The following is a 20,730-nucleotide window of genomic DNA, read 5'->3' on the forward strand; positions in this document are numbered from 1 at the left end:
TGCTTGACCACGATATCCAAAAAACAACTAAAAATACTAATAATTTAGTATTTTTAACTGGACCCCGCGATCAAGTCGTGGGGTGGCAAAAGTATTGGATACTGTGGGTCAAGCCACAGTATGACACTCAAAGCCTTTCCAAACAAAATAACTAATTGTTACAACAATAAATAATACTATATACAAAGCATAATTAAAAACATATCCCGTTTGTGTTTTACCGGTAAGAACGCTAAAGCAATTAACAACTCGTAAAAAACCGTTTGGTCCAAAACGATCGATTATTTTCTGGTCACCAAGATAAAATAAATAGGCTAAACAGTTAGTAGGCTTAACAATTAAGAAATTATATATCTCGTCGAAGTAATATTTATTTCGTAGTATGTTGGAAATTAATCCAAGGGGTGTCATCCAGTGGCTTGACCACGGGATCCAGTTGTTTTTATTTTTATTAGATCCCACTACAAGCTCGCGGGATGACAATGAAAATACCCAAATCCCAATAACAATCCCCATTATACCAACTGCCATAGGTAGTAGCTTAATATATAAAGGCGGGTGGCTAATTAGTAGTTTATCAATATGTAAATTAAATAGACTTTCATGGAAATAGCCGTTTGGTTTGTCCATAGAAAGTAAATAATAGCCGATCATACCGCTAACAAAGCTCCCAGCTACAAGTAATATAAGAGGATTATTCATTATTTTAGCCGGTTCATGGGCATGCTCAAAAACATCTTTTTCTAGTTTAGTTTTACCATGAAATACCAACATAATAATCTTCATTGAATAAATAGCGGTAAGTATTGCTGCTGCTATTCCAAAAATAAACATAAACGAGCCGCTACTATACGCTGCTTCTAAAATCGAATCTTTAGAGTAAAACCCTGCAAGTGGATAAATTCCTATTAATGCAAGTGAACCGATTAAGAAGTTTCCGTAAGTTACCGGCATTTTATTTCTTAAATCACCAATTTTAAAAATATCTTGCTCATGAACTGCGTGTATTACACTTCCGGCTGATAAAAATAATAAGGCTTTAAAAAATGCGTGAGTGACTAAGTGAAATATCCCGCTATTATAGGCAGATACCCCGCAAGCCATAAACATATAACCAAGCTGACTACAGGTAGAGTAAGCAATAATCTTTTTGATATCGCTTTGCATAATAGCAATGCTTGCGGCAAAAAGACAAGTAACGCCTCCTATTATGGTAATAAATTGTAGAACTAAAGGGCTATATTCAAACAAATGCGAGCAGCGTGCTACTAAGAATACTCCCGCTGTTACCATGGTTGCTGCATGAATAAGTGCGGATACGGGAGTTGGTCCTTCCATCGCATCAGGAAGCCATACATGTAAACCGATCTGTGCAGATTTACCCATACAACTGATGAATAATAACAAGCACATAATGTCTAGAATGGAAAAATGTAAAAATATTTTTGTATTAGATAGTAACTCTGCAGATGCAAATACATCTTTATAATTTGCCGAACCACAATAAACAATAATCGTTATTACGCTCAAGATAAAAGCAAAATCGCCGACTCTATTTGCAACAAAAGCTTTAATCGCTGCTTTATTGGCTGATTCTTTTGAATACCAAAATCCGATTAATAAATATGAGCAAACCCCGACGCCCTCCCAGCCGAAAAATAATTGTAAGAAATTATCTGCTGATACTAGTATTAACATAAAAAAAGTGAATAAAGAAAGAAAAGACAAGAAACGTACAATTCCCTTATCCTCCGCCATATAGCCAAGCGAGTAAATATGCACGACGCTTGACACCCATGTTACGGTTATAAACATTATGCTAGTGAGCTGATCGATATAAATCGACCAATTTACTTTAAAATTTCCAACCTCAATCCATGGTAATAACTTAATATGGATTATATTCCCGCCTAAACCCGCATCGCAAAATATTATTAATGAGAATAAGGCAGATAATGATAAAAAACCGGTTGCAATTATTTGAGCTAATTTTTTATCTATTAACTTTAAGAATAACCCGTTTATTACGCTAGATGCAAGCGGTAATATGATGATCATTATGGCAAAATTTTGATACATCTCACCCCCTCATCTGATTAATGTCAGTGATTTCAATTGAGCCTTTATTACGGAAATATATTAGTAATATTGCAAGCCCTACTGAGGTTTCGGCAGCTGCTACAGTTAAGATTATAATACTAAAAATTTGTCCCGATAATTCTTGCATATATACGGAAAATGCAACAAAATTTATGTTAACTGCAAGCAACATTAACTCAATGGACATTAATATATTGATAATATTTTTGCGATGCATAAATAATCCAAACATCCCAATAGTAAAAACTAAGCTGCTTAAGATTAAATAATGATTAAGCGAAATATATTCATTCATATTTAATATTCTCGACACCTTTATTTAGAGTAGGCTTTGTCATCAATACAACATTACCTTTATTATGGGAGAGTTGTTTTGTAATATCTTGATGTTTTACTCCCTCACGTTTTTTTAGTGTTAACGTAATACATGCAATCATAGCGACAAATAAAATAAGCCCCGACATTTGAAACGGTAGCATAAAGTTAGTGTAAAGCACGTTACCTATCGCTTTAGTATTTGAGATATTATTTGTTATGGCAAATGATATATCTGAGCTAAAATTAATGTTTTTAGTACCAAGTAAAATAATGATTACTAAATCGGCAAACATAATTAAAGCTATAAAAATACTTAAAGCTAGATTTGCTTTTAACTGCGTTATTGTCTTATCAAAATGCATATCTAGCATCATTATCACAAATAAGAATAATACTGCTACAGCTCCAACATAAATCACTATAAGAATCATAGCTAAAAATTCTGCTCCAAGCAAAATCATAAGTCCTGCACCGTTGATAAATGTAAAAATTAACCATAATACCGAATATACGGAATTTTTGCTTAAAACAACGCATAAGCTACTAATAGTTATTAATGTTGCAAATAAATAAAAAAATATGGGCATAAGTTATTTTTGTGTTTTTGAGTACGCTTGCATCGTTATCGATGTCATTCCCGCGTAGGCGGGAATCCAGCATAAAGCAAAATAAATCGAGCTTTTAATGTCAAAAATTTGTTGTATTTATAGTTTTTTCTGGATTCCCGCTTTCGCGGGAATGACATAACACATCAAACCAACAAAGCATTAGAAGAAAACTTCTCGATCATCGGAGTAAATAAGCTTCCTAGTTCTTTGCGTATTTCTTCTTTATTTTCTACTTTTTGACCTTCTTTACTTAAAGTTAGCTCGCCTTTTTCTACATGACCCAGTATAGCCTCAATGATTGCTTTTTTATCATGTTTACCGTCCATATATCTAAGTGCAAACTTCTCAAAGAAATTAACGCCGATCGGTTCATGTTTTAAATTTGTGACCCACATAGAAGGTGTATGGGTTGCTTGATGTATGACCATTTTTGTTGTTTTAGGCTTATCAAGCTCAGGGTTATTTCTATGTTTCTGATTTGTAATACTAATATAACCTTGTAGTACTAGCTTCATTGCATTATTTAAAAGCTCAGCTTTGATTTCGTTTAATTTAGTATTATGTAGCTTTTTATTAGCTTCAGCGGTTATTTTCTCAAAGCTTAACGGATTATTTAGATTTTCGCTGAAAGTATATAAAATAGCTTTCATATAAGGCGAACTAGTTGTTAAGTGAGAGTCTTTATTACCGTTTAAGAAGAATTTTAAATTTTCGGAAGCATTATTCAGGTCTACTTCTTTGAGTGGTTTTTCAGGCACTATATTAAAGATCATATTAAATTTCATTATATCATCATTGTTAATATTTCTATTAATTTTCACATCACTATGACATAGTAAAGTGGTTCTAAAACGACGATTCGTAATGAAATCCATATATTGTTCAGTTCTAACTATATCATTCACCGCTTTTAACTGCTCTACTACTTTCGGAGGCATATTACCGAGATACATAGTCGAAAGATTACAATCGGCTAAATATTGTAAATTGTGCTTTCTTGCTTCATTCATAAATTCATGGAAGTAGAATTGAGCATTTTCTTCTTCTAGATGATCATGACGTAAATAATGATCGGTTTGTTTAGCAAGTAGCCCTGATTCGGTTTTTAATACCTCTGCATAAGGAGTTTTAGAGTTTTCTAAGCTATCCTTAACAAATTCTAGTAACAATCTAGATTGAGCTATTCTATCATGGACATTTGCAAATGAGCTAGAATGATACATCATCATATCTCTGATAGTACGGACCATATTCCAGCCAGGGAGGGTATTATAGCTAATATATGCTATTCCATTTGAAATAAGGTTTTTATTACAAACTTCAAAAATTTTATCTCTAACGGTTCTTGGTACCCAAGAAATTACTCCATGGCAAATTATATAATCAAACTTACCGAAAGAATCATCAATATCGGTTATTGAACAATGATGGAACTCTATATTTTTTAATCCTAGTTCTTTAACATTTTTATTTGCTTCGTCAATTTGTACCTTAGACAAATCCACACCAACAAAATGAGCTTTTGGATAAAGAACTGCGTGTGGTATTAAATTACCGCCTGCTGCACAACCAAGCTCTAATATTTTTGCATTCTCGACTTCAGGAGCATTTACACCGAAAAGAGTTGCAAGTGTACTTAAGTGATCAGGAGTTGTAAGAGCATATGGATAGCTTTCATACGGCACTTCATCATAAGTGTTATGATTTGAAACCGCACCATTCAGAACAGGCTTGGTAGTTTTTGCTGTCTGATCATGACCGTTAGGGGTAGAAGAAGAGTTAGTAGCTTTTGGGGACATATTTGTTCCTTATATAGTTGATTTTGTATGTATCATAACGTCATTGCGAGGAGCGAAGCGACGTGGCAATCTTGTCAAATATCCTGAGATTGCTTCGTCAATTGTTAGGCAATTTCCTCACAATGACGTTGACGATGCTTTCATATGAATATTGCACAGAATTATTAAAATGGCAATCTATAAGTAAACCCTATGCCAAATTCCCCAACGGCTATAGTTTTTTTTATAGGATTTTCCGGCACGAATTGTCCTGTTTTCATATCAAGCGTATCATAATTAATCCTTACTCTATATGTCGTTTGTAATTTTGCGGTTGCATCAATACTTAAATTTGAAGTTACATCTTGTGAAATCCCAAGACCTGCTTGCCAAGCAACGCAATTTTTATGAGTTCTTCTTACTTTAAAATAATCACCATTTATAATACTCCACCTAGAGGAGGTAGGCTTAACTTTTATTTGTGCTATTCCGCCTCCAAGTATTACAAAAGGTGTGAAAGTTTTTATTTTTTCTAAATCATAAATAAGATTTAGCATATATATATTGGATAATACGGTAGTATTACCTGGGGTTTTATTAGTGAGACCATTACTTAAATTTTGCTGAGGTAATACGTAATGCAGACGATATTTAGGTTGATAAGTTGCTGAGAATTCAATAGCTATCTGTGGATATATTATATAGCCTATTTTTCCGCTATACATACTTGATTTTTTTAAAATTATTTCGGTATTTGAGTGTTTATGTCGGAATTTACTAACGATCGGTTCAACTATTCCGCCTTCTGCGCCTATATAGAACCCTGTTTCTTTTGCAAAAGCAATGTTATTAAAAATGATGATAGTAATAAAAAATAATTTTAGTAATTTAATCATTATCATTGCTTAAAAAATAAAAAAATATTATATATCCCATTTATTAATGGTCAATCATATTTTTTCTAATTATGGAAGCAATTATACCAAACAGTAATAAAGTAATAGTTACAGTGAGCGAAACATATGCCGGAATTGCTATATAATGATGAATAAATATTTTAAAGCCAATAAATATTAAAATTAAAGCCAAAGAATATTTTATATAACTGAAACGTTCTACAGTTTCTGCTACACAAAAGAATAATGCTCTAAGCCCTAAAATAGCAAAAATATTTGAAGTGTAAATTATATACACATCATGAGTAATTGCAAATATTGCCGGTATACTATCTATAGCAAAGACTAAATCTATTGCTTCTATCAGCATTAACGATATAAAAAGGGGAGTAAAATATAGTTTATTATTAAGTTTAACAACAAATTTATCCCCTTCAAGATTAGGGGTAATATTTAGATTTTTTATTATTGACTTGTAAATATAAGAATTGTGTATATCAAAAGTTTTATGTGATACATAGAAAGTTTTTATACCTGTAGCAATAAGTATTACGGCAAAAATATATAATAACCAGGCAAATTTATTTATAAGAATAATACCACCATAAATCATTATGGCTCTGAATATTATTACGCCTATTATACCAAAAAATAAAACACGATGTTGATATTTCCCGGGAATTTTAAAAAATTGGAAAATAATAGAGATAACAAAAATATTATCAAGTGACATAGCTTTCTCAATGAGAAAGCAAGTATAATATTCACGAGCATGATCTGCCCCTGTATTATAGTAAACATAGATACCGAATAAAGAAGTTATTACAAAATAGAAAAGACTAAAAAGTACGCTTTCTTTAAAGCCCACTACGGTATTTTTTTTGTGTACTATTCCCAAATCAAGAATCAGTAAAGCAGCGATTACCATATAAAAAATAATCCAACTCATTTATCTATCTCTTCATTTTATATTGCATGTGGAAATATAGCCCACCACTAAACATAACTCTTAGCTGGAATCTTATAATATTTTCTCCTTGTTTTAAATAAGGTTTGATATTAATAGGATTGCTTGCACTAATAGGTTGATTATTAACTTTAGCTTGTAATGCTTGACCTTGGTCATTTCCATAGTTACAGTACCTTTTCTCATCTAGAGAATCAACGTCAGTAGGAAGACTAAGTAGCTTTGTGCCATTGACATATATTAATGTGCAATCATCGTACCATAAATCTTCTACTCTAAAATACTCAATATCATCAATTATCGTATCTAAAGTTACTTTGAATTCTACAGTATGTAATATTGTATTGTCCGGTTCATTTGCTGCCTCTATCAATGCCCCATACTTTGGAAATGCCATAATGCTCCCCTGTTGTACCGGTTTTTTGTTGAAGATATAGTCACCTATTTTAGTTACCGGATTATAAGGGGTCTCAGGTAATTGACTTGATGGAAAGTCGTGATAACCAACTTTTATAGGCAATCCTGTAGATTCTCTACATCCGACATTTGGACCTAAAGGTTCGAATTCAACAACTTTTCTATCAAAATATGATAAACAATGGCGTTCTAAAGGTTTACTAGGATCAATAACTATCCAATTCATCGGGCATCTTCCTGTTGCAAGTTCTCCTATATCGCTTTCATCCCATTCTGCATTACCGTGGGTGCTACCGGAAGGAGCATCAGCTGTGCTAGGAATTTTAGCACAAGTAGGTACTAATATAGGAGCACAAAGATCTAGCTCTTGCCAAGTTTTATCTCGTACATCCTCAGTCTCAGCGTTATATGTCGGCTCCGGAGGATGGTTTTCATCTCCTGCTGTATATTTCACTGTATAATATTTAAAAGGATCATCTAATGGTACTAATGTTGGTCCTTTGTCAGGTCCTGGCTCAATTCTATCTTTATAATCCCTACTTAAAACACATACTGGAGTATTAGGGCTATTATTATTAGTATAGCAGTTACTTGGAGTATTATTTATATTGCAAGCATAAATAGTAATACCTTCCACTGTTTCTTTTAGAGTACAGCTACTTGTATTTATATCTTTGCTGCATAAACCAAGGTTTGGATATTTAAGGCTATATGTATTTTTAAAATTCTTACAATTTATAGTATTGTTGTTGTTTAGTTTAGCAAGTACACAATTTATCGAGTCATTATTATAACCTGGAATAGGTGATCCATCAGGTAAAGTATGAATCGGCATAGGATTACAATGTTGGACATTTTTCGGCATCAAGCAGGCATGCGTTCCACCTTGGATATATTTACCGTTTATATATTCCAAATATTTTAAATATACCGCACTTGAGTCAGGTTTTCCATTACTATCATAAGGTTCTTTATCGTCTTTATATTTACCGTGAATAGTCAACTGATTTAGAGCATTCTCTCCTGAAAACGGCATAGCAATATATTTATCATTTGTCGGATCTTTTGGCGGATCTTTAGGTATAAACGCAACAGCAGAACTATACTTATAACCTGCAAGCATTACTATACTTTCTGTGTCTGTGGGATTGGGAGGTGGAGGTCCGGCGTATGCTAACGGTGTTACAAGAGTGCTTGTTTCATTTATAATGTTAATAGTCCCATCTGTTTGTTTCTCTCTTACTTGCACTGAAGCAATGAATTGCGGTTTATAATAAGCATCGTTGGCATTGTTATTAGTACAGGTAATTCCGGCATATTGTCTTGAACATTCATAAGCAGCTAGACTATAAGAATGATTTACTCTCGGTACGCAATCTATTAAATTACCGGACTCAAATAAGCAAATATTATTAGGATTTTGCTTATCGTCTTCGGTATTACTAATAGAGACATAAAGTTTTCTATCTTTACCGTTATTGTCTTTTAGGGTAACATCTGTCTTTATAGGTAGTAAGCTATTTGTATCTTGCCCTTGTATCTTAGGAAACTTTACGCTTACATCCTTAAATTCGCCTATATTAACTCCCCATACTTTTTGGCAGGTAGTTGAACTAGAACTTGGACAGTCCGGTATATCCTCTATGTAATAATCGCTAGGTGTTTCTACATTTCCAATTTTCTGCGAATATACTATTCTAAATCCCTCATTACAACCGTTAGACGTAACACTACATGGCGTAGCAATTTCTGTATTAATACATGGAGTGCCTCCTGAAGTATTCTTACACGATTTAATTAAATCTTTAAAAGCCGTATTAGTATGAGTAATTTTTGCTGAAAGAAAATCTGTATTACGTGGTTCTACACAAGTCTTGAGATCAGAGGTAGAACTCGTGCACAGCGGAACAAGATTGCTAAAGCTAACACGTATGGTATTATTAACAATATTGTTGTTAACATTTGATACTACACAAGGCGGCACAGTTGAAGATTGTTTAAATACAGGTTTTCCTTTCTGAATATCCTCTGGGGTATTTTTTATGCTACATATATTATGAGCATTAGCATTAATACTAATATAATCTAAATTTGGGCAATATGGTGGTGGCAAAGGTCCTAAAGGTAATTGTACACAACCAAAAGAATAGCTATCTACAGAACCGTTTAATGATCCAAGTGCTTCAATAACTTTTATTATTAAACTCGGGAAAAAATTAAAAACCTCTCCTATTGCGTTAATTATTGATTTAAGTACTTTTATAAATTCTGAATCTTGATCTATCATACCAAGAAGCTGCCCTAATAAACTTGGTAAACTTGCTCCTTTTACCGTTTTAACTAAAAACTTTAATACTTTTGCAATAGGGCTAAGTTCGTTAGTTTGATGAAGAGGTTGACTATTAGGATTCCAGTCCATCGGATCAAGATGTACACCGGAATCTGAAACAAGGTTAACAAGTCCAGGGTCGCTATAAGCACAAAGTTTAGGAGATTTTAAAGTAACTATTTTGCCGTCTACACCGATTATCTTATTATCAGTTTCTGTATAACCGACTTTATTGAGATGTACTCCATCAGTATAACCTGGATCTGCAGGGGAAGGTATGGCGTTTATTCCGGGAGGTGGAGGCATATCCGGTACGGCAACTCTAGCACAGACTCTAGTTAGAGGCAGACCGTAACCTGTAGGCCATAATACACATTCTCCATTCCAATTTAAAGTAGAGTTTTCGTGCCAACAAGCTGCGGCATTACAGCTTTGAACTCTAATACGAATTTTTGGAGTAAAGTAACTACTATCAGGGGCTTCTTCCGCACATCTATTGAGTAAAAAACCGATAAATGTACCTGGGTAATCAAATTTTAATAAACAAGTATCATTATCGCGACCGTCGCTTTTATTCCAAGGAGGACATAATGTGTCTGGCTTAAAAGGTCCTCTTGTCACTTCATTTTTGCTGCCTCTATTCCAAGTTTCCATTCTATCGCTTTGTCCGCAATTACATGGATCGCTAAGACAATCGGCTATATCACCCCAAATAGATGCCTGCACATTAAATGAGAAAAATGAAAATAAGAAAAATAGTAAATATTTTTTTAACACTTTGCGTATTCTTTATGTTCGTTGTTTTGTTGTCATTGTGAGAAGGCATTGTCCGCATGGACCGATTTTCCGTCATTGCGAGCGACTGTAAGGAGCGTGGCAATCTCATGAAATTAAAACTAGATTGCAACAAAGCTTCGCTCCTCGCAAGGCATTGTTGCGTGGACCAATTTCACCTTTGTCATCCCGTGGCTTGACCACGGGATACTTGACCACGGGATACAGTTAAAAATACTAAAATTATTAGTATTTTTTATTATTTTTATGGACCCTGTGGACAAGCGGACAAGCCATGGGATGACACATTGGGTTTTATCGGTCCACGCAACAACGCCTCCTCGCAATGACGATTTGGGTATCCACACATGCAACACCGCCTCGCAATGACAATGGTTTTAGTAGCTATTCGCATCAGTCCGTATTTAACTCATTATATAGGTAATTAATCCAATTATCCGGAGGACCTTGGTGTTGTTCAAGTATTTTTTGATAAATATCCATTTCCTCTTGTCTGCTTGATAAAATACGGACAATTCCTATTAAAGCGGCAATACTTAATTCAGAAGCTATCGATTCATTATCCTTATTAATTAAGAACATTCTTGCAGAAAGTATTAGCTGTGATAATTTTCGTATGTCCGCTTCGCTTAAACCTAAAATTTTATCTAAATCTCCTATTTTCACGTCAGACGGTAGCATAATTTTAGTATTAATTAAATCAAACCAAGGTTTTATAGTATATTTTGGATATGACTTAAGATAAATAAAATTGAAATTACTGACGAAAACACCGTTATTTTGAGATAAATTATTATAGATTAAATTTATATTATCATAATAAACTTCAGGTCTGTAAAGTTTATCAAAATTATCGGCAGCAAATATTTTAGGTTTTGTGCCAACTAGGCTTAAATGATAAGTAAAAGCATAAATTACTGCTGCACTAATACTTTGGTGTTTCTTTAAATTATTATTAAATTGTTCTAAACATTTTCTCTCCATTGGGTAAAATTGTTTAGAAAACGGTTCATCAGACAGTTTATATAAATTGAACCCTATAACTTTCCCTTCTTCAATGTTAAGAGATGGTCCGTCAAATAATCCGAAATATAATTGTCCTTCGGTAAAAACTTTAAGTTTATCAAGTATTTGTATTCCTCCTTCCTGCTTAAAATCCTCTAATTTTAAAATATCGGAAAAAATACGTTCTTCTTTTTCAATTGATAAAATTTTATTTTTTAATTTCTCTAGAAAGGCTATTTCTATTTCGCTAAGAGGTGAAATATAATGACCGCTGATTAATTTTAAAAATTCTAAAATAAAGGCTTGTGATTTTTCTGTATCATCTACTAAAAATGGATTGATAATTTGTTTGTCTGGTTCTAACCATTTGCCTTCTATTGACTCGATAAAAATTTTAGAATCATTATTATTAGAGATATAAAGTATTGTTGGATCGTATTTAGTCGATTCTGATATTAGAAAGTTCAATAATACGGTTTTGCCAGTTTTTGCCGTACCAAAGATACAAGTATTACCTTTATTCGTTTTATCATGAAAATTCATGAAATATGGAGTACCTTTCTCGGTTCGCAGTAAAGTTATAGCCTTACCCCAAGGATTATATTGATTACCGAGTGTAGTATTATGAAGCGCGGTAAGAGAAGCAATATATTCTACGGGTAATGGTGACATTCTACGGATAAAGGCAAAATTAGCAGGTAACTGCGACCAAAATATTTGTTCAATATTAAGATCTTCTTTTACATGAATAATACCAAGTTTAAAAAGTTCGGTTGATGCTTTAGCTACGGCTGCATCTAGTTTATTTTCATCTTCTTCTATAACGGCAATTGAAATTTGCTGATTACAAAATTGAAAATCTAAATTAGCTGCATCAAGCTTATTAATCCCTTTATGATTAAGTAAAGTTGAGTCATTGGTAATTTTTAGAATATAATCTTGACCACGCAATTTGGATATTACTTGTTTTTTGCTAACAAAGTAAAATATTTCAGTTATTATTAATTCAATCGGTAACTGTAAAAATTTATCCAGTGTATTACCAGGAGTTTCTTGATATTCTTTTATAGATAGTAAAGAAGCAAATTTGTTATTTTTCTCATAATCCGTAACTACCATTTTATCGCCGCTAATTGTATAAATACTTCTACCTAGTGCATCGGATAAATCTATTATAGGTACCAAACAATCATTATTATTAAGGTTAGCTATTCGATTATATAAAAATAAAGGATTAGAAAAAACATTATCATTTTCAAATATTATACCAAGTTTCTCAGCACCGAATTCGTTTAAATCATTTAAAATATTATTAGTGATATTTTCTAGTTTTTGAAAAGCTGAATCTAAGTAGTTATTTTCAAAATCAGTAATTAATTTATTAGATAAAGAATTTATTAAAGAGTTAAAATTTTTGATGTCAACTTTAGTAGAATCATGTACTATAGATATATATAAAGTATTAACGAATTTATCATTCCAATGGTTTTTTCTTTGCCATAGTGCATGAATATTTGCTGGTAATAATTTTTTGTAAGGAGTGAAATCATCTAAATTTTGTTTTTCTCGTATTGTATGTAGCCAAAAAGCAAAATCATAATTGGTTATATTCTTTTTTATAGAAACTCTAACCATTTCACGTAAATTTTGTATGTTATCGCTTATTTTCTCTGAATTAATGCCGTGTATTTTTATAATTTGTAATAATTTACCGTCTTTGGTAAGTAAAGTATTTTCATTATAATGACATGCTATAGGTATAAAATTAGGAGCATTATAATTATATATATCTTTGTCCAATTTTCGTAAATCACTAAACACAAATAACCTGAATTTAAATTATTGTTTTGTATACTGTGTCACCCCATAGCTTGACCACGGTATCCAGCAAAAAACTTACAATACTAATTTTTAGTATTATAAACTGGACCCCGTGGTCAAGCCACGGGGTGACAACGGAAAAATCAACCCACGCAACCGCATCTTCTACCATACAGCGCCAATTTTCAAATTATTTAAGATATACTCGAATAAATGAATAGTAAGTAGACAAGTATATCACAAAACTTTACCTTATTATTTACATTTAATAAACAATTATTCACTATATGTAGTGATTTTTTGTAACCCTCCCATGTAATTTATCAAGATATCAGGTATAGTGATTGAGCCATCTTCATTCTGATAATATTCAAGTATTGCAACCATAGTTCTTCCGATAGGTAACCCTGAAGCATTTAAAGTATGGACTAAGGCAGTTTCGTTACTGCCGAATTCCTTATATCTTGCTTTCATTCTACGTGCTTGAAAATCTCCACAATTAGAACAGCTAGCAATTTCACGATATTGCTTTTGTCCCGGAAGCCACACTTCTATATCATAGGTTTTTTTTGCCGCAAATCCCATATCTCCGGTGCAAAGTAACATAACACGATAAGGAAGATCCAGTTTTTGTAAAATAGTCTCTGATGCATTAGTTATATATTCATGCTCATTTTTTGATTCTTCCGGGGGAGTAATAGATACTAGCTCAACTTTACCGAACTGATGTAATCTAATCATACCTCTTGTATCTCTACCGCTACTACCTGCTTCTGATCTAAAGCACGGGGTGTAAGCAACATAACGCATCGGTAATTTTTCCCTTGGTATAATAGTATCGGCGACTATATTTACTAAAGATACTTCTGCAGTTGGAATTAGTCTGTAACCATTTGTTGTTGCAAAAGACTCTTCGGCAAATTTAGGTAGTTGTCCTGAATTATACATAGCATTATCTCGAACTAATACTGGAGGTGACATCTCAAAGAAGTTAAACTCTTTAGTATGAACATCAATCATAAAGTTAATTAAAGCACGTTCTAACTTTGCTAAATCACCTTTTAACGTTACAAATCTAGCTCCAGAAATTTTAGCAGTTTGTTCAAAATCCATTAAATTTAATTTTGTACCTAGTTCAAAATGCTGTTTATTTAAAGCATTTGGATTTGTCTCTCCGTAAGTACGAACTAATTTATTCATACTTTCATCCATTCCGTAAGGTACTTCTTCGTCCGGAATATTAGGAAGCATATTTAATAGTTCATTTAATTCGTTATTGTTATTTAGATCCTGTGCAAGTTCTTCCAACTTCTCATTTATATGTTTGACATCTCTTTGTAGCCCCTCAAACTCTTCGCCGCTTTTAGAGGCCATATTACCTAAAATCTTTGATTTTACCTTACGTGCATGCTGCAATTCTTGAATTAAACTCGTAATTTTTCTTTTCTCTCCGTCGAGCATAGCAATTTTACTAGACATAGGTTCAATAAATCTTTGGCTAAGCTTTTCATCGAATAATTCTTGATTTTCTCTAATCCATTTGATATTTAACATTTAGTGTCCTCGGTTTTTCTATAAAATTACATATCATTATTGAAGTTTCATATAATAAAAGTAGCGGTATTGCAAGAGCAAACTGGCTTAAAATGTCAGGAGGCGTTAATATTCCTGCAATAATAAAGTTAATTACCACAGCAATGCGTCTTTTCTGCTTAAGTGTTTGTACCTTAACTATTTTGAGTATATTTAATATTATTATCATAATCGGCAGTTGAAAAGCAACTCCAAAAGCAATAATTAAATGAATAACTAAATTTAGATACTCGCTAATTCTTGCTTCTAAAACTATCGGTACTGTCATATCACGTTTTTCAAAACTAAGAAAAAAATTCCAAGCTTTTGGCATTACAAAGTAAAAAACAAAAATACTACCGCACCAAAATAAAATAGGCGACATAAAAAGAATAAAAGCGATAATTTTTTTTTCATGGTGATATAACCCTGGGTTGATAAATAAATAACACTCCAAAGCGATTATAGGTATAATAATAGTAAAAGCAGTAAAAGCTGCAAGTTTAATATAGGTAAAAAATGCTTCTGTAAGCCCTGTATAAATTATATTTCGTACCGTATCACCGCTTAGCTTAGCAAGCGGTTTTAATAAAAAACTATAAATATTGTCGCTAAAATAATAGCAAATAGCAAATATCATTATAAAAGCAGTAAATATTCTAAGCAGTCTTATTTTTAATTCTAATAAATGTTCTTGAAAACTATATAATTTCATAAAAATTCTGACTCTTCATTTCGCAGAAGTATACATATCAATATTATAAACCTTTTTTAATAATTGTCATATCTTTTTAGAAATATTCACAAAGTCTAGTTTCTTTCTATATATTTTATAAAATATCGGTATAAATAACATGCTAAACAGAGTATTACCTAAAAAGAATACAGACCAAGTAAGATATTTTGCACAAATACCGCCAAGGCTAGCTAGAATAATACGGCTAAGAGAGCTAAAAGATGCAATAATAGAATATTGTGTGGCAACAAATTCGCTATTACAAAGACTAGCAAAATAGATAGAGATAATAGTTCCTGCAAAGCCTGCACAAAAATTTTGTACTGTAACGGTTATTATAAATGTCCTTATATCATAGCCGATGGTCGCAAGAATCATAAACATAAGAGGTGACAATAATTGAATAACTCCGCCAATTAAGACACTATGAAATATACCTATTTTTGCAGCTAAAACTCCGCCTAAAGCTCCTCCGACTATCATGATTAATAACCCGTAAGCTTTGTAAATAACGGCAATTTCATGAGTAGTAAAACTTAAATCTATCAATAAAGGCGAACTCATAGCCATCGGTATGGAATCTGCAGCTTTATATAAAAAGACAAACAATATAATTAGCAATAAATATTGTTGTTCATTTTTTAAGGATATAATACTTTTTTTAATAACTTCAAAATATTGTTGTAATCCTATTAAATTATTAGCCGTATGACGTTTTTCTTTAGGTTTCGGTTCTTTGATACATAAGATTACTATAGGTCCAACTATAGTAATGAATAAAGCAAATTTATATACTGTATTCCAGCCGAAAATAATTGATAAATATAAAGCACCGACGCTGCCAAGTAACATACCTAAACGAAACCCTATGCTACTAAAGGTAAAAGCCATTGAAAGCTCTGCTTTAGATATAGGTCTCTCAATTCTATAGGCGTCAAGTACAATATCTTGCGTAGAACTGCAGAATGAAATAATAAATAAGATAATTGCAGTAATATATAAGTGATTACAAGGGCTTATGTTTAAGAACCCCGTCATCGCTAGGATTAAAAATATTTGTGATACCAATGCCCAGCCACGTCTGTGACCGAATTTAGAACATAAAAAAGGTATAGAGTATTTATCTATAAAAGGTGACCATATGACCTTTAAGCAATACGGAAAAGCAGCTAGTGATATCGAACCTATTATATCAGTGGTGTATTTTGCTTCGGATAATTGGTATGGAACCGTGAAAAAAATTAAATTAAACGTAAGACCGGAAATTAAGCCTAAAAGTAAAATACCGATTAAATATAATTTTTTGTACACAGAATATAACTATTTATAGTTCATTTTTAAGGAGTAAGGGGCTACTTTGGAAAATATTTTACCGACTACCGGTATTTTAGTTACAATAGTACTGATTAAGAAAAATGAAGGAATAACATTTCCTTTAACCGTAATTAATTGCTGCTTGGTATCAATATTACCTTTCATAGTAAAATCAAAGAACGGTCCATGTGCTTCCGTATCGAAAATTGTAATTATATTTCCTCTATAATTAAATTTACCGGTCATATCTTCAAATAAAATATTTTTATTATTAGTTATTGAACTAAGAAAACCGGGCAACGAAACAAAGGAAACAAGCCGTGTTAAAAAAGGAGTATCGACTACCGTAAAATGTTTTATAGAAAATTTGCCGTCTAATATCGGCACTATTTCTCCTTTTTTTACTTCATATCTTTTTGTATTTAAGTTGATGTTAATCTGACCGTTTTGCATAGTGGTATACATTCCAAGTCCCTGAAGCAATGCTCCGGCATTATCGGATGCAATTAGCCATTGTTCAAAAGTTTCTTTAGCGGTAAGCGACATCTTAACTTTTTTATTATCAATATTAGCGTTTAGAAAACCGGAGAAACACCGCACTTTATCACATTTAATTGCTAAATCAAGATTATCTAGAATTATATTATTCTTTAAAATGATTTTTGATATATTAGTTTTTAAATTAATATTACGTGTAGAATCGCCCTCTTTTTCTAAAAACTGCATCATATTAGCATTTGATAAATCTAATCCGCTGCCATAAAGTTCCGTATTAAGATTATGGTTATCTATGATTATTTTTCCTTTTAAATCCGTATGATTATGTTTAACAGAGGCTAGATTAATATTATAAATATTTTTCTTAATTAAGGCATGACCGTTAATTTTTAGATTATCCTGCCCTGAAAGGTTAAATTCAATATTGCTATCCAAATTTTTATCATTTAATTTAATATATAAATATAAATTAGCTTTTTTATGTAATTTTTTATGAATAGATACTTTATCTATATAAAATTCTAAATTATCAAGATTAGAATTAACGGTAATAAAACTCTCATTATTATGCTGTTTTTTATACTCAAAATTTAAAACGGTGCTGCCTGAAATTAATTTAAATACTCCAAATCTTTGATTATTTGCCGTAATATTACTTTTTATTTTAAGTAAACACTCATTATTTTTATCTGATATATCATGATCATAAGTAAAGCTGCTTGTATAATTATTAATTTTACCTTTACCGCTAATATTTAGTTTATTATCTTTAAAACTACCTTTGGCTTCACCGTTTTGTAATAGGATATTATTGTCTAAGGTGTTAAAAGAGATATTTGTTAATGTCGACAAAACATTATAGCTATTAGGGATATTTGGGCTAATAGGAATTATTAGCTCTATTATTGAATTTGCTGTTCCTGTGATTTGTTTAAGATCAATATTTTGAGTTTTAATATTTTGATATGCATCATTTGGAATAAAGGCAATTAAGTCGTTAATTTCACCTTTAGCAGTAGCATTAAAAACAAATTGCGATTTATCCGGTCCTTCCCATTTGAAAGTCATAATACCGTCTGAAACAACACTTTTACCGCTATATGCTTCATTAATTAGAAATTTTATTTCTGGTCCTGAAATGATTATATTAGTATCAACTTTAGTCAAAGGCGGTAAATCTGTATGATATTTATATTCAAAATTCGAGATATGTAAATTTGCTTTTAAATTATCTTCTACTAAAATATTTTTTTTAAAAAATTTTTTATCTAATTTAATATTTAATTCTCCGTTTTGGATGTAACCTTGTTTTATATGTGCTCGTAAATATGAGATTATAGGATTATCCGGAATAATTTTTTCGACTGTTTGATAAATTATTAAAGGCATATTTGCGGCAGCTGCACTTGCATCAATATTTTTATCGGTTATTATACCATTTAGTGATAAAAAAGCTTTGTCCCCAAATGTGAGTTTGCAATTAACGATCTTTGGATTATCTTTAGAATAGGTGGTTTTATATGAGCAAAAAGCATTTCCTAGAGGTAAGTCTGCTCCTTGCTCATCCGTTAAGATATCACTTTTTATTGAAGTTAGCCGTATGTCGGTTAAGGAATCTTTTTTAATTATATTTAACGAATAATCACCGGTTGTTGAAGTATTTATAATCTCTTCATAGTTATTTGAGATTATGGAAATTTTATTAATATTAAAATTAGCCTCTATTAACGAATTAGAGAAGAAATTTTTGAAATTAAAGAAAAGATTAAAATTGTTAATTTCTCCTTTAGCATTATCTATAAGCCTTAAGGAAATTTTATCTATGGATAATCGGTTTTCTTTAAATTCTAAATTATGTAGTACAGCCTTTATATCATTTTTACTTAAATAAAATTCAATTATTTTTTTCAAAGGTTCATTTAAGAGTCCTTTATTTACACTATAAACAGTTAGAGTTATAGCCAAAGATAATGCAATTAGAATTATAAAAATACTAATAAAGGTTTTTTTAATAAAATTCATTTGAGCTTGTAAATCTATTGAAATATGATAAAAGCTTTATATACTCGATGAACTTCAAAAATTGGCTACGTCATCCTACAAGTACTGCGGTACTCTAAGTATACGCGCCATTCCTCGTCTTGTGGATTTCTTGCTCTTTTTGAAGTTGATCTTCGTCTATACTACTCTTCATTTATTTGAGGTATACACTTGGAATATAACGTATAATTTAAAAATTTAATATAAAAATCATATAAAATTATGAATATTACATTTATCGGTAGCGGATATGTGGGATTAGTCTCAGGTATTATTATGAGCTATTTAGGCCATAATGTTACTTGTCTTGATAATGATGAGGTGAAAATATCCAAATTAAATAAGCAAATATTGCCGATTTATGAAGCTAAGCTTGATGAATATCTTAAGCAAGCTTTAGAAGCTAATAGGTTAAAATTTACAAATATTTATAATAATGCACTTCAAAATGCCGAGGCAATATTTATTACGGTCGGTACGCCTTCAAAAGAGTCGGGAGAAGCAGATTTAAAATATGTCTATGATGCTATTAATAAAGTTTCTAAGCATATAAATAAAGATTGTTTAATAGTCATAAAATCTACTGTTCCGCCTGGTAGTTGCATTAATATTATAACTTCTTTAAAATCACAAGGTTTTTCATTTAATGTTGCTTCTAATCCTGAGTTTTTAAGAGAGGGCAGTGCGGTAGAAAATTTTTTATATCCTGATCGTATAGTTATCGGTATACATAATAAAGAATCAGAGGAAATATTACGAAAAATTTATGCACCTTTAATAGAACAAGGAGCAAAGTTCGTGGTTACCGATTTCGTGACGAGTGAGCTTATTAAATATGCTTCAAATAGTTTTTTAGCTACCAAAATTGCTTTTATTAACGAAATGGCTGACTTATGCGAAAAAATTGGCGGTAATATTAAAGATTTATCTAAAGGTGTAGGACTTGATCAAAGAATCGGTCAAAATTTTTTAAATGCAGGTCCTGGTTTTGGTGGTTCATGTTTTCCAAAAGATATTCTAGCATTAAATAATCTTGTAGAAAATCATCATATCGATTGTCAGATTCTTAAGGCAGTAATGAAAAGTAATAAGCAGCGTCCAAGTAATATGGTAGATAAAATAGCTACTTTGTTAGACGGAGATTTAAAAGGTAAAAATATAGCAATTTTAGGCTTAACATACAAAGCAGGAACAGATGATGTTAGGGCAAGTCCTGCCATTGAAATTGTAAAGATCTTATTAAATAAAGATGTATATGTTAAAGCATTTGATCCTATTGGGCTTGAAAATGCTAAAAAGAATTTAGAACATAAAAATTTGCTATATTTAGATTTGGTAGCTGAAGCCTGTAAATCAGTAGATATTATAGTTATTGCAACTGAATGGTTAGAATTCAAAGAACTTAATTGGCACGGAATTTATGATTTAGTAAAATCCCCGATAATCATTGACCTTAGAAACATACTAGATAATGAAGCAATGAAAAAAATCGGTTTTAGATATTATGCAGTCGGGAGTAAGATGTAGCCTTGGTGT

Annotated in this window: 15 protein-coding genes; 1 reads left to right on the top strand and 14 read right to left on the bottom strand. The window is 31.6% G+C overall.

What is annotated here, in order from left to right; translation table 11 throughout:
- Positions 1-108: 108 nt before the first annotated feature.
- From nuoL to ACKTSD_RS01920, 14 genes are all read right to left on the bottom strand, one after another.
- On the bottom strand, positions 109-2,079 hold the full coding sequence (gene nuoL / locus ACKTSD_RS01855) for an NADH-quinone oxidoreductase subunit L (protein WP_412707754.1): 1,971 nt from the start codon (positions 2,077-2,079) through the stop codon (positions 109-111).
- Position 2,080: 1 nt separating this feature from the next.
- Complete coding sequence (nuoK, locus tag ACKTSD_RS01860; RefSeq protein WP_412707755.1) at positions 2,081-2,395, bottom strand: NADH-quinone oxidoreductase subunit NuoK; 315 nt, start codon at positions 2,393-2,395, stop codon at positions 2,081-2,083.
- The gene (locus ACKTSD_RS01865; RefSeq protein WP_412707756.1) at positions 2,388-3,005 is read right to left on the bottom strand and encodes an NADH-quinone oxidoreductase subunit J; all 618 of its coding nucleotides are present in this window, start codon (positions 3,003-3,005) and stop codon (positions 2,388-2,390) included. The genes nuoK and ACKTSD_RS01865 overlap by 8 nt, the downstream gene beginning before the upstream one ends.
- 164 nt (positions 3,006-3,169) lie before the next feature.
- Complete coding sequence (locus ACKTSD_RS01870; protein WP_412707757.1) at positions 3,170-4,825, bottom strand: class I SAM-dependent methyltransferase; 1,656 nt, start codon at positions 4,823-4,825, stop codon at positions 3,170-3,172.
- A gap of 164 nt (positions 4,826-4,989) precedes the next feature.
- Positions 4,990-5,700 carry an outer membrane protein gene (locus ACKTSD_RS01875; RefSeq protein ID WP_412707758.1) on the bottom strand — a complete coding sequence of 237 codons (711 nt, stop codon included), beginning with the start codon at positions 5,698-5,700 and terminating at the stop codon, positions 4,990-4,992.
- Positions 5,701-5,743: 43 nt separating this feature from the next.
- On the bottom strand, positions 5,744-6,649 hold the full coding sequence (locus tag ACKTSD_RS01880; protein WP_412707759.1) for a TerC/Alx family metal homeostasis membrane protein: 906 nt from the start codon (positions 6,647-6,649) through the stop codon (positions 5,744-5,746).
- 4 nt (positions 6,650-6,653) lie between these two features.
- The gene (locus tag ACKTSD_RS01885; RefSeq protein WP_412707760.1) at positions 6,654-10,190 is read right to left on the bottom strand and encodes a hypothetical protein; all 3,537 of its coding nucleotides are present in this window, start codon (positions 10,188-10,190) and stop codon (positions 6,654-6,656) included.
- 119 nt (positions 10,191-10,309) lie between these two features.
- On the bottom strand, positions 10,310-10,555 hold the full coding sequence (locus ACKTSD_RS01890; protein WP_412707761.1) for a hypothetical protein: 246 nt from the start codon (positions 10,553-10,555) through the stop codon (positions 10,310-10,312).
- Between the two features lie 46 nt (positions 10,556-10,601).
- Positions 10,602-13,034 (bottom strand): VirB4 family type IV secretion/conjugal transfer ATPase, encoded by a 2,433-nt coding sequence (locus ACKTSD_RS01895; protein ID WP_412707762.1) that lies wholly within the window; start codon positions 13,032-13,034, stop codon positions 10,602-10,604.
- 13 nt (positions 13,035-13,047) lie between these two features.
- The gene (locus ACKTSD_RS01900; RefSeq protein WP_412707763.1) at positions 13,048-13,206 is read right to left on the bottom strand and encodes a hypothetical protein; all 159 of its coding nucleotides are present in this window, start codon (positions 13,204-13,206) and stop codon (positions 13,048-13,050) included.
- A 104-nt stretch (positions 13,207-13,310) separates the two neighbouring features.
- Entirely contained in the window at positions 13,311-14,588 is a 1,278-nt protein-coding gene (gene serS, locus ACKTSD_RS01905) for a serine--tRNA ligase (protein ID WP_412707764.1), read from the bottom strand.
- Positions 14,566-15,321 (bottom strand): twin-arginine translocase subunit TatC, encoded by a 756-nt coding sequence (tatC, locus tag ACKTSD_RS01910; RefSeq protein ID WP_412707765.1) that lies wholly within the window; start codon positions 15,319-15,321, stop codon positions 14,566-14,568. The genes serS and tatC overlap by 23 nt, the downstream gene beginning before the upstream one ends.
- Before the next feature lie 66 nt (positions 15,322-15,387).
- On the bottom strand, positions 15,388-16,653 hold the full coding sequence (locus ACKTSD_RS01915) for an MFS transporter (RefSeq protein ID WP_412707766.1): 1,266 nt from the start codon (positions 16,651-16,653) through the stop codon (positions 15,388-15,390).
- Between the two features lie 9 nt (positions 16,654-16,662).
- Positions 16,663-19,176 carry a YhdP family protein gene (locus ACKTSD_RS01920; protein WP_412707767.1) on the bottom strand — a complete coding sequence of 838 codons (2,514 nt, stop codon included), beginning with the start codon at positions 19,174-19,176 and terminating at the stop codon, positions 16,663-16,665.
- Between the two features lie 240 nt (positions 19,177-19,416).
- On the opposite strand from ACKTSD_RS01920, the gene ACKTSD_RS01925 reads away from it, so the two are divergent.
- Positions 19,417-20,721 carry a UDP-glucose dehydrogenase family protein gene (locus ACKTSD_RS01925; protein ID WP_412707768.1) on the top strand — a complete coding sequence of 435 codons (1,305 nt, stop codon included), beginning with the start codon at positions 19,417-19,419 and terminating at the stop codon, positions 20,719-20,721.
- Positions 20,722-20,730 lie beyond the last annotated feature (9 nt).

Origin of the sequence: Candidatus Rickettsia kedanie (assembly GCF_045865205.1) — a bacterium.
In the GTDB taxonomy this organism is placed as follows: Bacteria; Pseudomonadota; Alphaproteobacteria; order Rickettsiales; family Rickettsiaceae; genus Rickettsia; species Rickettsia australis.

Bases quoted from the DNA above. Each gene is read 5' to 3' on its own strand.
- ACKTSD_RS01920 (WP_412707767.1), bottom strand. From the start codon at position 19,176: ATGAATTTTATTAAAAAAACCTTTATTAGTATTTTTATAATTCTAATT.
- ACKTSD_RS01900 (WP_412707763.1), bottom strand. From the start codon at position 13,206: ATGGTAGAAGATGCGGTTGCGTGGGTTGATTTTTCCGTTGTCACCCCG.
- ACKTSD_RS01925 (WP_412707768.1), top strand. From the start codon at position 19,417: ATGAATATTACATTTATCGGTAGCGGATATGTGGGATTAGTCTCAGGT.
- ACKTSD_RS01870 (WP_412707757.1), bottom strand. From the start codon at position 4,825: ATGTCCCCAAAAGCTACTAACTCTTCTTCTACCCCTAACGGTCATGAT.
- nuoL (WP_412707754.1), bottom strand. From the start codon at position 2,079: ATGTATCAAAATTTTGCCATAATGATCATCATATTACCGCTTGCATCT.
- serS (WP_412707764.1), bottom strand. From the start codon at position 14,588: ATGTTAAATATCAAATGGATTAGAGAAAATCAAGAATTATTCGATGAA.
- tatC (WP_412707765.1), bottom strand. From the start codon at position 15,321: ATGAAATTATATAGTTTTCAAGAACATTTATTAGAATTAAAAATAAGA.
- ACKTSD_RS01865 (WP_412707756.1), bottom strand. From the start codon at position 3,005: ATGCCCATATTTTTTTATTTATTTGCAACATTAATAACTATTAGTAGC.
- ACKTSD_RS01875 (WP_412707758.1), bottom strand. From the start codon at position 5,700: ATGATTAAATTACTAAAATTATTTTTTATTACTATCATCATTTTTAAT.
- ACKTSD_RS01880 (WP_412707759.1), bottom strand. From the start codon at position 6,649: ATGAGTTGGATTATTTTTTATATGGTAATCGCTGCTTTACTGATTCTT.
- nuoK (WP_412707755.1), bottom strand. From the start codon at position 2,395: ATGAATGAATATATTTCGCTTAATCATTATTTAATCTTAAGCAGCTTA.